This is a genomic window from Actinomadura rifamycini DSM 43936 (assembly GCF_000425065.1).
GTDB lineage: Bacteria > Actinomycetota > Actinomycetes > Streptosporangiales > Streptosporangiaceae > Spirillospora > Spirillospora rifamycini.
This window is the reverse complement of the sequence record NZ_AULB01000008.1, coordinates 177,636-190,850: the sequence shown is the minus strand read 5'-3', so window position 1 is coordinate 190,850 and position 13,215 is coordinate 177,636. Positions and strand designations below refer to the sequence as shown.

Sequence of the window (13,215 nt, the reverse complement as noted above, 5' to 3'; positions counted from 1 at the left end):
CGGCCGGAGGGGGTGGGCGTCAGCGTTTGACGGCGTGGAGGACCTTGCCGGCCTGGGCGGCGGTGCCGGTCCGGACCGTCTGGCCCGCCTTCATCGCCCGCTGCGCCTGCGCGCCGGTTCCGGCCTTGACCGCGCGTCCCGCCTGCTTGCCCTGCTGCACCCGGGCCTGGAGGGGGCCGGTGCCGTTCCTGCCCGCGCCCTTGGCGACGGCCTTGAACGGGCCCATGCCGATGATCCGGGCGCTCTTGCCGCCCTTGCGGGCGCCCTTCCCCATGCCCTTGGTCATGCCCTTCGACATGCCCTTCGTCATGCCCTTGGCGCTCTTGCCGGCGCCCTTGGTCGCGCTCTTCGCGCTCTGCACGATGCCCGCGCCCTTGCCGGCGCTCTTCCCGGCGCGGAAGGCGACGCCGGCCTTGGCCGCCCTGCCCGCCTTCGCCGCCTTCGCCGTCTTCGCGGTCTTGGCGGTCTGCTTCGCGGCCTTCTTCCCGCTCTCCGCGCGGGCGATCGCGACCTGGCGGGCCGCCTCGCGGCGCGCGTCCCGCAGCGTCGTCGCGGCCTCGCGGCGCAGCGCCCGCGCCTCCGCGCCGCGCTTGGCCTGCGTCTCCCGGGCGGCGCGCCGCACCTCCGCCAGCCGGGGAGCCCGGCGGGGTTCGGCCGCCACCATCAGCAGCGCGCCGAACAGCCCCGCGTTCTTCAGCAGGTGCGCGCGCTCGTTCGCCCGGGCGTCCGGGTCGTCCTCGGTCCAGTAGCGGTGCTCGGTCGCCAGCGCCGGGACGACCTGCGCGGCGAGCAGCAGCGCCGTCAGCCGGCGGAACCGGCCGGTCAGCAGGAGGGCGCCGGTGCCGACGCTGAGCGCGCCCTGCATCCGCACGAGGGCCTCGGGGTCCTTCGGCAGCCACTCGAGCCGGTCCGTCACCGGCTTGGCGGCCGGTCCGACCCGCTCGGCGCGCTCCCGCGGGTCCCGCATCGCGTCCAGGCCGGTCATGATGAAAGGGGCCGCCACGAACGGGCGGGCCAGAGTCGTGAACGGTCGCATGCAGCGCTACATGCCCAACACGTCGCGCCTCAAGCGCGGCAGGATGGAGCCATGTGCGGTCGATATGCCACCTCCCGGGCCCGCCAGGAACTGCTCGACGAGTTCCGCGCGCAGGTCGACGCCGTCGAAGGCGATCTCGAACCCGACTACAACGTCGCCCCGACGAAGCAGGTCCCGGTGATCCTCGACCGGGCCCCGAAGGACGCGCCCGAGGAGGCCGCGCCCGTCCGGCAGCTCCGGACCGTCCGCTGGGGCCTCGTCCCGTCCTGGGCGAAGGACCCCGCCATCGGCAACCGGATGATCAACGCGCGGGCCGAGACGGTGCACGAGAAGCCGTCCTACCGCCGCGCGTTCGCGAGGCGCCGCTGCCTGCTGCCCGCCGACGGCTACTTCGAGTGGTACGTCCAGCAGAGCGAGGAGGCGGAGAAGAAGAAGCGGCCGCAGAAGCAGCCGTTCTTCATCCGCCCCAAGGACGGCGGGATCATGGCCATGGCCGGCCTGTACGAGCTGTGGAAGACGCCCGAGGACGAGTGGCTCTGGACCTGCACGGTCATCACCACCGACGCGCCCGACGACCTCGGCCGCATCCACGACCGCATGCCGATGGTCGTCGAACCGGACCGCTGGGACGCCTGGCTCGACCCGTCCCTCACCGAACCCGACCGCGTCCGGGGGCTGCTCGTGCCCGCCATGGCCGGGACGATGGACGCCTACCCGGTGTCGAAGGCGGTCAACAACGTCAAGAACAACGGGCCCGACCTCGTCCGGCCGGAGTCCGACGACCCCGCCGGCCCGCCGGACGCCCTGTTCTGACGCCGGTCACGGCCGGACGGCGCTCGCCAGCAGGTGGATCCCGGACTCGTCGCCCGGGGGCGCGTTCAGCTCGGTCCGCACCAGCCGGTCCAGCGCCCGCGGCGAGCGCCCGAGGACGTGCTCGACCGTCGAGGGCGACAGCACCGTCCGCGGCCTGACCCACTCGACCTCCAGGCCCGCGCCGCCGAGCAGCTCGCGGAGCTGCTCGGTGCCGAAGCACCGCGTGATCGTCCCGTCCGGCCACGGCACCAGGACGACCTCCGCGCTCGGCACGTCCGACAGGTGCGCCCAGTAGTTGCGCTCGGCGAGCAGCGCCATGCCGAGCGTGAGCGAGTCGACGCACAGCAGGACGCGGCCGCCCGGGCGCAGCACGCGGGCGATCTCGCCGACCGTCGCCTCGGTCGCCAGATGCCGCGACAGGACGCGGTTCTCCGCGACGACGGCGTCCACGGACGCGTCGTCGAGGAAGTCGAGCGTCCCCGAGTCGCCGAGCACCGGGACGGTCGCCGCCCCGCGCCCGTTCCCGGACGCGGGGGCGCCGCCGTCCGGGGCGGCCCGGTCCAGCAGCGGGTCGCGGACCTCCAGCACCGAGTGCCCCGCGCCGGCCGCGAGCCCGGCGCACCGGCCGTCCCCGCCCGACAGGTCCATGACCCGGGACGGGGCGCGGGGCAGCCACCGCGTCAGCTGGGCATCGGCCACCGCCCAGTAGAAGGTCCAGTAGCGCTCCAGAGAGTCCCCTGCTCCGTCGCCGGAGGGATCGCGCAGACTGGCGATGGTGGGCTCGGGAGGTCCTGCCGGCACCGGTAGCACCGTTTTGCTCCTGTTCTCGCCATATAAGTCACTTCTTCCCCGTCCGGGCCCGGTCATCACCCTCCGTGCAGGACACTCCGCGAAGAGCCCTCCCCCCGGGCCGCGACCGTGATCGGGATCGCGGGAATCGACGGGGACGTCCCGGCGTTGCACCGTCTCATAAGCGTGAGACGAACGAGTACAGCCGAAGGTGGGGGTTCCATGACCACGGCCGTTGCCGATTACCCGCGCGGTGCCGGGGTATCGCCCCTCGGCAAGGCACCGGCACCCAGGGGCGCGCTGAGGTTGCGCGGCCCGATATCGTCTAGCGGGGACGACACGGCCGGTGTCGCCGCAGACGAGGGGGTGGGTCAGGTACCGGGCACCACGGAGACCGTGGAGCAGCGCCAGGAGCGCTTCCAGCGCGATGTGCTCCCGTTCTTGGACCAGCTGTACTCCGCCGCGCTGCGCATGACGCGCAACCCGGCGGACGCCGAGGATCTCGTGCAGGAGACGTTCGCCAAGGCGTTCGCGTCCTTCCACCAGTTCAAGGAGGGCACGAACCTCAAGGCGTGGCTCTACCGCATCCTGACCAATACGTTCATCAACTCCTACCGCAAGAAGCAGCGCCAGCCCCAGCAGTCGGCCACCGAGGAGATCGAGGACTGGCAGCTCGCACGCGCCGAGTCGCACACCTCCAGCGGGCTGAAGTCCGCCGAGGCCGAGGCGCTGGAGCACCTGCCCGACTCCGACGTGAAGCGGGCGCTGCAGGACCTGCCGGAGGAGTTCCGGATCGCCGTCTACCTCGCCGACGTCGAGGGATTCGCCTACAAGGAGATCGCCGAGATCATGGGCACGCCCATCGGCACGGTGATGTCGCGGCTGCACCGGGGCCGGCGCCAGCTGCGCGGCATGCTCGAGGACTACGCTCAGGAGCGCGGCCTCACGCGGGCGAACGGGGGGCGGTCATGAACCGCTCGCCCGTCCGCCGCCGGGAGTGGAGTGACATGCCGAGCACCGCGGGCCGACGCCGCGCGGTGAGCGAGAAGGGTGAGTGAGCCATGAGCTGTGGCGACCACCATGACACCCCTTGCGACGAGGTCCTGGCCCGGGTCTACACGTACCTCGACGGCGAACTGGACCAGGGCGGCTGCGGCGAGGTCCGCCAGCATCTCGACGAGTGCGGGCCCTGCCTGCGCGAGTACGGCCTCGAAGAGGCCGTGAAGAAGCTGGTGAACAAATCCTGCGGCTGCGAACCCGCGCCGGAGGACCTGCGCAGCAAGGTCCTCGGCCGCATCGAGCAGATCTGCGGCGAGATCAAGGGCGCCGACCCCGGCGCCGAACGCGCCGAGACCGAGACCGCCTGACCGAGACCGCCTGACCGAGCCGCCCGAGCGGACGTTCCAGGGCGAACCGCCTGGTCGGGCCGTCCGACGGGCCCCTCCGGGCGCCGCGGGTTATCGTTTTCCCGTGCTCGTAATGGTCACCGGCGCGGCCGGCTTCATCGGTTCCCATCTCGTCGACCGGCTCCTCGCCGACGGCCACGAGGTCGTCGGCGTGGACGACCTGTCGTCCGGCGCGAACGTCCGCCCCGACACCGAGTTCTGGGAGCTGGACGTCGCCGACCCGGCGCTCGTCGAGCGGACCGCCGCGCGCCGACCCGAGGTCGTCTGCCACCTGGCCGCGCAGGTCAGCGTGCGGGCCAGCGTCGCCGAACCGCTGGGCGACGCCCGCACGAACGTGCTCGGCACCGCGAACGTCCTGGAGGCGCTGCGGGCGGCGGGCGGCCGCAAGATCGTCTTCACGTCCAGCTGCGCCGTGTACGGCGTGCCGGACGCGCTGCCCGTCCCGCCGGACGCCGAACTGCGGCCCGCGTCGCCGTACGCCGCGTCGAAGGTGGCGGGAGAGGTCTACGCGCAGACGTACCGGGCGCTGCACGGCGTCGACTTCACCACGCTCACGCTCGCGAACGTGTACGGGCCCCGGCAGACCCCCGAGGGCGAGGCGGGCGTCGTCTCGATCTTCACGGACGCGCTGCTCGACGGGCGCCCGACGAAGGTGTACGGCGACGGTACGCAGACCCGCGACTACGTGTACGTCCTGGACGTCGTGGACGCGTTCGCCCGCGCGGTGGACGAGCGCGGCGGCGGGCGGCGGCTCAACGTGGGCACCGGGCTGCAGACCACCGACCGCGAGCTGCACACGCTCGTCGCCGCGGCGGCGGGGGCCCCGGACGAGCCCAAGTTCGCGCCGCCCCGGCTCGGCGACCTCCCCGCCATGGCGATCGACCCGGGGCCGACCCGGGGGGCGCTCGGCTGGACGCCGCAGGTGTCGCTGTCCGACGGGCTCGCCGAGACGGTCGCGTGGGCCCGCGAGCGCCGCTGAAGCGGGACGTCCGGTGGGGCGGGCCGGGGGGCGGGAATGCCTCGTGTGCGGAAGCGTCCGGGAACCGCCCGTGATGCCGTATGCGGCGCCGAACGCCGCTGAATGACCGGCCCATCCCTTTCCGTCGCTGTTTCTGGTTGTTTAGTTTACTGTTTGCCTTCTGCACGTGCATTGAGGTCGTGCATAAGGTCGGTGCGCATACGTTGCGTGTTTTACGGCCGAAAAATGATCACTTTAGGTGACGGTTGGTTCACACTTTGCTCACGATTCCCTGCATGCCTGTGTGACCTGGGCAGTTCGCGTTAGGCTTGTGCCGAATTCAGCGACGGGAGCACGGTGCGCACCCGGGAATTCGGGGTATGTGCTCGCCCGGAGGTCGGGGTCGTCAGAGTCCCGGCCCGCCGGTCGTGCACCGGCGTTCCGGATTTCCGCGGGGGGAGGCAAGGAGTCATGCTGCATCGCGAGATGCCTGTCCGGACGGCCCGGCACTCGAGCGCCACGGCGTCGTCGCTGATGATGCCCAAGGGCGTGTCCTGGGTCTAGTGCCGGCAGGCACGAGCGATCCCGGCGGCGGCCCGCCCATTCGTCATCCCCGAGGGGGCGGCAATGCGTGGACTACCTCTCGCTGCCTGGGCGTACGTGTGCGGTGTGGTCGTCCTCGCGGCCGGCCTCATCGCGACGTCGTCCTTCGCGGAGCTGGACTGGAAGAAGCTGGCCGTCCTGGCCGTGCTCTTCCTCGTCTGCGACTCCGCACCGGCCCGACTGAACGTCGAACGCGCGCGCGTCTCGATGAGCTTCGCCGCCAGCCTCGCGTCGGTGGTCCTGCTCGGCCCCGCCGGCGCGGCGCTGCTCGGCTGCTGCGCCGTCGTCACCGGCCAGCGGATCTTCGCCCCGGAGAAGCGGCTGTTCAACGGCGCCCAGTTCGCGCTCAGCGGCTTCATCGCCGGAACCGTCTTCGAACTGCTCGGCGGTGACCGCTTCCGCCCCGAGCAGGCCCGCTGGGTCGAGAACGTCATCGGACCGTTCCTCGGCGCGCTCGTCGCGTTCGTCCTGGTGAACATGGCGCTCACCGCCGGGGTGCTGCTGCTCAGCCGCCAGGCCGCCCCCCGCGAGCTGGTCCGCGACAGCGGCCAGCTCGCCGTCGGCTGCCTCGCCTACGGCATGTTCGGCCTGCTCATCGCCGGGCTGTGGCCGCGGGTCGGGCCGCTCGCCGCCGTCCTGGTGCTGCTGCCGCTGTTCATCGCCCGCTGGGCGATGGAGCAGGCGCACGACCAGCACCAAGCGCACGCCGCCACGCTCGCGTCGCTCTGCCAGGCCGTCGAGACGAAGGACTACTACACCCGCGGCCACTCCGAACGCGTCTCCCGCGGCTCCGTGATGATCGCCAAGGAGATCGGGATGCGGCCCGACCGGGTCGAGGCCATCCGCTACGCGGGGATGCTGCACGACGTCGGCAAACTCGGCGTCCCCACCAAGGTCCTGCAGAAGAACGGCTCCCTCACCGCCGAGGAGTTCGCCGCGATCCAGCTCCACCCGATGCGCGGGCTGGAGATCGTCCGCGAGATCGGCTTCCTGGACGAGGCCCTCGCCGGGATCATGCACCACCACGAGAAGATGAACGGGCGCGGCTACCCGATGGGCCTCGCCGGCGACGAGATCCCCGAGTTCGCCCGCGTGATCTCCGTCGCGGACGCCTTCGACTCCATGACCTCCACCCGCTCCTACCGCGCCGCCCGCAGCGTCGACGAGGGCGTCGAGGAACTCCGGCGCGGGATGGGCGACCACTTCGACCCCGTCATGGTCGAGGCGTTCCTGCGCGCCCTCGACCGGGAGGGCTGGGAGCCGCCCGAGCCCATGACGCCGCCCGACGACGACGTCGCCGAGACCACCCGGCAGGACCACGACGACCCGAGCACGCCGCTGCGCGTCGCCGGGGACGAAGTGCGCAAGTGACCGACCCGGCGGGAAAGCAAGCGTGACCAGCACCCAGATCCGCGCCCGGGAACGGGCCGCGTGGCAGTCCATCGACTCCGGCCAGCTCCTGCTCATCGCCACGGCCGGGCTGTTCGTCGTCGTCGCGATCACCCAGGTCGCCGCCGTCGGGCTCGTCCAGCCCGACCTCGCGGTCATCTTCGGCGTCCTCATCGCGCTCGGCGAGCTGTTCCGCATGGTGATGCCCGGCAACCGGGAGATGGCGCCCATCGCCACCGCCGGCGCCATCGGCTACGCGCTGCTCGTCGGCGCCGGCCCCGAGGGCGCCCCGGCGGACGCGCCGCTCGGCGTCGTCCCCGCCGTCCACTCGCCGCTCCAGGTCGTGGCCGTCACCGCCGCCGGCATGCTGATCGGCTCGCTGCCGCACATCGCCGTCGGCCGCACCCCCCGCCCGGACGCGATGGCGCGGCGGCTGTTCACCGTCTCGATCGTCGCGCTGTGCTTCCGCCCGCTCCTGGACCTCGGCCTCGCCTGGTACCTGCTGCTCGCCGCGATGGGCCTGGTCGTCATCGCGTCCTGCTTCACCGACGTGGTGATCGCCGCGCTGATCCGCGCCGAGGCCGTCCGCACCCGGTTCGGCATCGCGCTGCGCGACGAGATCGGCGCGAAGATGGCGCTGTGCGCGGCGACCAGCGCCACCGCCATGCTCATCGCCGTCTCCACCACCGCGATGGGGCAGGCCGCGCTGCTGATCTTCACGGTGCCGATCCTGGTCACCCAGTTCGCGTTCCGCCGGTACGCGGGCGTCCGCGCCACCTACCTGCAGACCGTCCGCGCCCTGTCGCGCGTCACCGAGGTCGGCGGCTACGTCGAGACCGGGCACTCCCGCCGCGTCGCCGCGTTCGCCGTCGCGATGGGCCGCGAACTCGGCATGGCCGAGGCCGAACTCCTCGAACTGGAGTACGCGGCGCTCATGCACGACATCGGGCAGCTGTCCCTCGGCGACCCGATCCCCGGCGGCGCCACCGTCCTCGCGTCCCCCGCCGAGCAGCGCCGCATCGCCGAACTCGGCGCCGAGGTCATCAAGGAGACCGGCGTCCTCGACCGCGTCGCGCACATCGTCCGGCTGTCCTCGCACCCCTACCGGACGGGCCGCCCCGCCGACGACGCGTCCGACGCGGGCGCCGACGACGCCGACCGCCCCGTCGCGCCGCCCCTGGCCAGCCGCATCATCAAGGTCGCCAACGCCTATGACGACCTGGTCGGCGAGTCGCCCGACCGCGACCGCGGCGCGGCCGTCCTGGAACGACTGCGGCTCGACTCCGCCGCCGAGTACGATCCGACGGTCGTCGAGGCGCTCAGCCGCGTCGTGGACCGCCGCACCCGGCCGTGATCGACAAAACTGGGGCCCGGTATTTGTCACCCGCGCGGTCGGACGCGCACCGCCGCGGCCGCTAGTGTCGGCCGGGACGGGCCGCCCGGTCCGCCGTCCCCCGAAGGAGTCCGCAGGTGTTCGAGTCCGTGCTCGTGGCGAACCGGGGAGAGATCGCCAGCCGGATCATCCACACCGCACGCGCGATGGGCCTCAAGGCCATCGCGGTGTACTCGCAGGCCGACGCCGACCTGCCGTTCGTCTCCGAGGCCGACGAGGCGATCCTCATCGGCCCCGCCGACGCCGCCCGCAGCTACCTCAACGCGCCCGCGATCATCGAGGCGGCGCGGCGGACGAACGCCCAGGCCGTCCACCCCGGCTACGGGTTCCTCGCGGAGAACGCCGACTTCGCCCGGCAGGTCGCCGCCCGCGACCTCGTCTGGGTCGGCGCGCCGCCGCTCGCCATCGCCCGGCTCGGCGACAAGATCAACGGCCGGAACCTGGTGAAGGAGGCGGGCGTCCCCGTCGTGCCCGGCGTGTGGGAGCCGGTCCCGGACGCCGACACCGCCGCCGAGGAGGCCGAGCGCATCGGCTACCCCGTCATGGTCAAGCCCGCCGCGGGCGGCAACGGCATCGGGATGAGCGCCGCGCACGACGAGGCGGCCCTGCGCCGCGCCTACGAGACCGCCCGGGCCCGCGGCGAACGCATCTTCGGCCGCGCCGACATCCTCCTCGAACGCTTCGTGCCGCACGCCCGGCACGTCGACGTGCAGATCCTCGGCCTGCCCGACGGGACGGTCGTCGCGCTCGGCGACCGCGACTGCTCCGTGCAGCGCCGCCACCAGAAGCTCGTCGAGGAGTCGCCGTCGCCCGGCGTCGGCCCGGAGCTCCGCGAGCGCCTGCTGGCCGCCGCCGTCCGGGCCGGGGAGGCCGTCGGCTACCGCGGCGCGGGCACCGTCGAGTTCCTCGTCGACCCCGCCGCGCAGGAGTGCCACTTCCTGGAGATGAGCGCCCGCCTCCAGGTCGAGCACCCGGTCACCGAGATGGTCACCGGCGTCGACCTCGTCGAGATGCAGTTCCTGATCGCCGCCGGCGAGCCCGTCCCGGACGCCTTCGCGGCGCCCCGCGGCCACGCCATCGAGTTCCGCGTCTACGCCGAGGACCCCGAGCGCTTCCTGCCCGCGCGCGGCCGCATCAAGGTGTGGGAGGAGCCCGTCGGCGACGGCATCCGCATCGACGCCGGGTACGCCGAGGGCAACAAGGTCACCGCCCACTACGACCCGCTGCTGGCGAAGCTGTGCGTGCACGGCGACGACCGCGCGCACGCGCTGAGCCGCGCGCGGGCCGCCGTGGACGCGTTCCGCATCGAGGGGCTCCCGACCAACCTGCCGTTCCACGCGGAGCTGCTCCGCCGCCCCGAGTTCGCGGACGGCTCCTACGACACGGGACTCGTGTCGCGCATGCGCGCCGACGCGCCGGTACGGTAGCCCACCGTGGAGACGTACTGCGACCGCTGCGGCGAGCCCGCCGACCGGGGCGACCACGCGGTCTGCCGCGCCGCCCGGCGGATGGAGCCGCCCCGCTACTGCGTCCGCTGCCGCCGCCGGATGGTCGTGCAGGTCACCCCGCTCGGCTGGACGGCGCGCTGCTCCCGGCACGGCGACCTGTCCGGCGGCGCTCCCGGCGCCGAGCCCGGCGAGGACGCCGCCGCGCGCGCCTGACGGGCCGCCCCGTCACCAGGTCATGGCGTAGGTGAGGAGCCGCAGGCCGGGGACGGGCGACCAGTCGCGGTCGGGGGTGCGGGCGAAGCCCATCCGGTCGTAGAGGCGGTGCGCGTCGGCCATGTTCGGCTGCGTCGACAGCCGCAGCCCGCGCAGCCCCGCGGTGCGCGCGCGGTCGACGCAGGCCGTCACCAGCGCGCGTCCCGCGCCCGCGCCGCGCGCCTTCGCCAGGACGGCCAGCATGCGGAACTCGGCCTCGTCCGGCGCGGCCAGCTCGGCGTACGGGCTGGCGGGCGGGCAGTACGCGACGGCGCCCACGACCTCGCCGCCGACCTCGGCGACCAGCAGCTCGGTCTTGGCGGCGCGGTCGGCGGCGTCGGCCAGCGTCGCCGCGTACGACGAGTCCGGCGACACCAGCCCGCTGTCCACGTACACCTCGACGGTCAGTGCGCCGATCAGCTCGTACTCGTCCGGGCGGGCCGTCCGGACGATCGCGGGTTCGGGCACCGATGCACCTCCGGGTCCGGTTCGCGCCCCGCCGGGACGGACGGGGCCGAGCCCAGATTAGCCGCGCGAAAGGACGTTTCGGACATAGTCGTTAGAGGGTTGACGACGCCCGTCCTCCCGAGGTTGATTGGCTGGAGCCGACCCCCCTGGAGGCGTCATGCCGATTCCGCGTTCGATCCTCGGCGAGGACCACCCCGACATGGACCTGGAGGTGATCGCGGGAGCCTGGCCGGACGACGTGCGCGGGCACTTCGTCGTCAGCACCTCCGACCAGCGCAGCCACCCCCTGCACGCGTTCTTCGGCGACGGGATCATGGCGCGGCTCCCGCTGCGGCCCGGCCCGGACGGGCGGTTCCCGTGGCGCGCCCGCGTGCTCGACACCCCGTCCGTCCGGCTGAAGCGGGCGCGTCCCGACCTGTTCGCCGCCGGCCCCGTCGGCACGAGCTCGCCGTGGGGATTCGTCAACTGCGCCAACACCGCCCCGCTGCCGTGGGGCGACCGCCTGTTCGCGACGTGGGACGCCGGACGGCCCGTCGAGATCGACCCGGTCACGCTCGCGTTCGTCGCCGAGGTCGGGCACCGCGACGACTGGAAGCCCGCGATGGACCAGGCCGTGCTGCCGCTGATCTCGACGACCGCGCATCCCGTCGTCGACCCCGACCGCGGCTGCATGTGGAACGTCAGCCGCGACGTCCTCACCGGCACCGTCTCGGTGATCCGCTACGACGGGACGGGCGCGCGGGTGCACCGCTGGGACGTCGAGAACGCGACGCTGCCGCAGGCCACGCACACCATCACGCAGACGCGCGACTGGCTCGTCCTCGCCGACACCGCCTTCAAGATCGACGCCGACGAGATCTTCGGCGGGGACCGGACGGTCGCCAACAACCCCGACGGGCCGCTCCTGCTCATCCGCAAGGACGACCTCGCCCCCGGGCGGTCCGCGGTCACCTGCAAGGAGTTCCGGATCGCGCCCGAGGTGAACCACTTCTACGCGCGCTACGACGACTCCGACGGCGTCCAGATCGTCATGGAGAACACCCCGGGCGTGGACATCGGGATGTACCTGCGCGAGGACGACCTCGACGTGCACGGCCGCCCCATCGACCCCGCCCTGCGCGGGATGTACTGCCACGGCATGACCCCGGCGTTCACCACCATTATGCGGTTCGACCCGGAGAGCGGCCGGGTGCGCGAGCTCGCGCGCGCCCGGAACCCGTCCCGCTGGTGGCAGGCCGAGCTGTCCGCCATCGACTGGAGCCTCGAAGGCCAGACCGACCCGACGCGGCACCACCTCGTCTACATCGGCTTCCATCCCGAGGCCATCAACCAGCGGGCCCTCCGCAACTACGAGGGCCGCGTCGACACCGCGCTGTTCCCCGCCGAGGAGACCCCCGCCGTCCTCGTCACCCACGACCGCGGCGACCTCAAGCCCCTCGCCGAGTGGACGTTCGCCCTCGACGACTACCCGACGTCGCCCGCGTTCGTCCCGCGCGGCACCGCCGCGGCGGGCGGCACCCGGTACGCCGGGGCGTCCCCGGGCGGCCACGACGGCTACCTCGTCGTCGCCGTCCACAACGACGACCGGTTCCGCGTCGAGCTGTTCGACGCCGCCGACGTGGGCCGCGGGCCCGTCGCCGTCCTCGCGCCGCCGCCCGGCACGACCGTCCCGTTCCTGATCCACTCCGCGTGGATGCCCGAGGCGCGCCCCGCCCCGGACGTCGAGCGGCTGCCGTTCGCCGCCGACCTGGACGCCCGCCTCGACCAGCTCGACCCCGAGCTGCGGGCCGTCACCCGGGAGGTCGCCGAGGCCCTCGGGGGCTGAGCCGATTACAAACCGCCCCGCCGAATCCTGTGGGATTCGGCGACGGACCGGGCGCCGGGGCCCGCGCTAGTGTGCCGGGCGTGAGCGTGCTCGTGATCACCGGGACCTGTACCGGCGTGGGGAAGACCGTCGTGACGGCCGCGCTGGCCGCCGTCGCCGCCGCGCGCGGCGCGTCGGTCGCGGTCGTCAAACCCGGGCAGACGGGTATCGCACCGGGCGAGCCCGGCGATCTGGACGACGTCCGCCGGCTCGCCGGCATCGAGGACGTGCACGAGTTCGCCCGGTTCCCCGACCCGCTGTCGCCGGCCGCCGCCGCCCGGGTCGCCGGGACCCCGCCGGTGCGGCTGCCCGAGGTCGCCGAACGCGTCCGGGCCCTGTCGGACGACCGCCGCCTCGTGCTCGTCGAGGGCGCGGGCGGCCTGCTCGTCCGCTACGACGAGGAGGGCGGCACGATCGCCGACCTGGCCCGCTGGCTGGGCGCGGCGGTCGTCGTCGTCACCCGCCCGGACCTCGGCACCCTCAACCACACGGCGCTGACGCTGGAGGCGATGGCGCACCGCGGCGTGCAGCTCGCGGGCATCGTCATCGGCGCCTGGCCGGACGAGCCGGACCTGGCGCAGCGCAGCAACATCCGCGACCTGGAGACCATCGCCGCCCGCCCCCTCGCGGGCGCGCTGCCCGCCGGCGCGGGCGCCCTCGACGCCCCCGAGTTCCTCGTCGCCGCGCACCGCGGCCTGGCCCCCGCGTTGGGCGGTGCCTTCGACCCTGCTACCTTCCGCGACAGCTACGGCCTCGACAAGGAGAACACGTGAGCGAAGCGAACCAGGAAACACGG

Annotated in this window: 13 protein-coding genes; 10 read left to right on the top strand and 3 right to left on the bottom strand. The window is 73.4% G+C overall.

Going from position 1 to position 13,215, the window contains the following annotated elements; translation table 11 throughout:
- Nucleotides 1-19 precede the first annotated feature (19 nt).
- The gene (locus tag H505_RS48490) at nt 20-1,036 is read right to left on the bottom strand and encodes a DoxX family protein (RefSeq protein ID WP_064743497.1); all 1,017 of its coding nucleotides are present in this window, start codon (nt 1,034-1,036) and stop codon (nt 20-22) included.
- Between the two features lie 51 nt (nt 1,037-1,087).
- Here H505_RS48490 and H505_RS0105810 point away from each other — a divergent pair, with 51 nt between their 5' ends.
- Nucleotides 1,088-1,849 (top strand): SOS response-associated peptidase, encoded by a 762-nt coding sequence (locus H505_RS0105810; protein ID WP_026401232.1) that lies wholly within the window; start codon nt 1,088-1,090, stop codon nt 1,847-1,849.
- 6 nt (nt 1,850-1,855) lie between these two features.
- Here the strand turns inward: H505_RS0105810 and H505_RS0105805 are convergent, their stop codons facing one another.
- Nucleotides 1,856-2,650: a class I SAM-dependent methyltransferase gene (locus H505_RS0105805; RefSeq protein WP_026401231.1), complete on the bottom strand. Its 795-nt coding sequence runs from the start codon at nt 2,648-2,650 to the stop codon at nt 1,856-1,858.
- Nucleotides 2,651-3,004: 354 nt separating this feature from the next.
- On the opposite strand from H505_RS0105805, the gene H505_RS0105800 reads away from it, so the two are divergent.
- The 7 genes from H505_RS0105800 (at nt 3,005) to bsaP (ending at nt 10,048) form a co-directional block, all read left to right on the top strand.
- Nucleotides 3,005-3,610 (top strand): sigma-70 family RNA polymerase sigma factor, encoded by a 606-nt coding sequence (locus tag H505_RS0105800; RefSeq protein WP_026401230.1) that lies wholly within the window; start codon nt 3,005-3,007, stop codon nt 3,608-3,610.
- Between the two features lie 89 nt (nt 3,611-3,699).
- Nucleotides 3,700-4,005: a mycothiol system anti-sigma-R factor gene (gene rsrA, locus H505_RS0105795; RefSeq protein ID WP_026401229.1), complete on the top strand. Its 306-nt coding sequence runs from the start codon at nt 3,700-3,702 to the stop codon at nt 4,003-4,005.
- A gap of 112 nt (nt 4,006-4,117) precedes the next feature.
- Nucleotides 4,118-5,023 carry an NAD-dependent epimerase/dehydratase family protein gene (locus H505_RS0105790; protein WP_034516841.1) on the top strand — a complete coding sequence of 302 codons (906 nt, stop codon included), beginning with the start codon at nt 4,118-4,120 and terminating at the stop codon, nt 5,021-5,023.
- A gap of 606 nt (nt 5,024-5,629) precedes the next feature.
- On the top strand, nt 5,630-6,976 hold the full coding sequence (locus tag H505_RS0105780; protein WP_026401227.1) for an HD-GYP domain-containing protein: 1,347 nt from the start codon (nt 5,630-5,632) through the stop codon (nt 6,974-6,976).
- A gap of 22 nt (nt 6,977-6,998) precedes the next feature.
- On the top strand, nt 6,999-8,348 hold the full coding sequence (locus H505_RS0105775; protein WP_034516840.1) for an HD-GYP domain-containing protein: 1,350 nt from the start codon (nt 6,999-7,001) through the stop codon (nt 8,346-8,348).
- A gap of 116 nt (nt 8,349-8,464) precedes the next feature.
- Complete coding sequence (locus tag H505_RS0105770) at nt 8,465-9,814, top strand: acetyl-CoA carboxylase biotin carboxylase subunit (RefSeq protein ID WP_026401225.1); 1,350 nt, start codon at nt 8,465-8,467, stop codon at nt 9,812-9,814.
- 6 nt (nt 9,815-9,820) lie between these two features.
- The gene (gene bsaP / locus H505_RS40000; RefSeq protein ID WP_034516838.1) at nt 9,821-10,048 is read left to right on the top strand and encodes a biotin synthase auxiliary protein BsaP; all 228 of its coding nucleotides are present in this window, start codon (nt 9,821-9,823) and stop codon (nt 10,046-10,048) included.
- A gap of 12 nt (nt 10,049-10,060) precedes the next feature.
- Here bsaP and H505_RS0105760 read toward each other — a convergent pair whose 3' ends face one another.
- Nucleotides 10,061-10,555, bottom strand: a complete 495-nt coding sequence (locus tag H505_RS0105760; RefSeq protein ID WP_026401224.1) for a GNAT family N-acetyltransferase — start codon at nt 10,553-10,555, stop codon at nt 10,061-10,063.
- Nucleotides 10,556-10,712: 157 nt separating this feature from the next.
- Between H505_RS0105760 and H505_RS0105755 the strand changes: the two genes are divergently transcribed.
- A complete protein-coding gene (locus H505_RS0105755; RefSeq protein WP_026401223.1) occupies nt 10,713-12,380 on the top strand; it encodes a carotenoid oxygenase family protein in 1,668 nt (555 codons plus the stop codon).
- 80 nt (nt 12,381-12,460) lie between these two features.
- The gene (gene bioD, locus H505_RS0105750; RefSeq protein ID WP_034516909.1) at nt 12,461-13,192 is read left to right on the top strand and encodes a dethiobiotin synthase; all 732 of its coding nucleotides are present in this window, start codon (nt 12,461-12,463) and stop codon (nt 13,190-13,192) included.
- Nucleotides 13,193-13,215: the final 23 nt, after the last annotated feature.

Bases quoted from the DNA above. Each gene is read 5' to 3' on its own strand.
- H505_RS48490 (WP_064743497.1), bottom strand. From the start codon at position 1,036: ATGCGACCGTTCACGACTCTGGCCCGCCCGTTCGTGGCGGCCCCTTTC.
- H505_RS0105810 (WP_026401232.1), top strand. From the start codon at position 1,088: ATGTGCGGTCGATATGCCACCTCCCGGGCCCGCCAGGAACTGCTCGAC.
- rsrA (WP_026401229.1), top strand. From the start codon at position 3,700: ATGAGCTGTGGCGACCACCATGACACCCCTTGCGACGAGGTCCTGGCC.
- H505_RS0105790 (WP_034516841.1), top strand. From the start codon at position 4,118: ATGGTCACCGGCGCGGCCGGCTTCATCGGTTCCCATCTCGTCGACCGG.
- H505_RS0105780 (WP_026401227.1), top strand. From the start codon at position 5,630: ATGCGTGGACTACCTCTCGCTGCCTGGGCGTACGTGTGCGGTGTGGTC.
- H505_RS0105755 (WP_026401223.1), top strand. From the start codon at position 10,713: ATGCCGATTCCGCGTTCGATCCTCGGCGAGGACCACCCCGACATGGAC.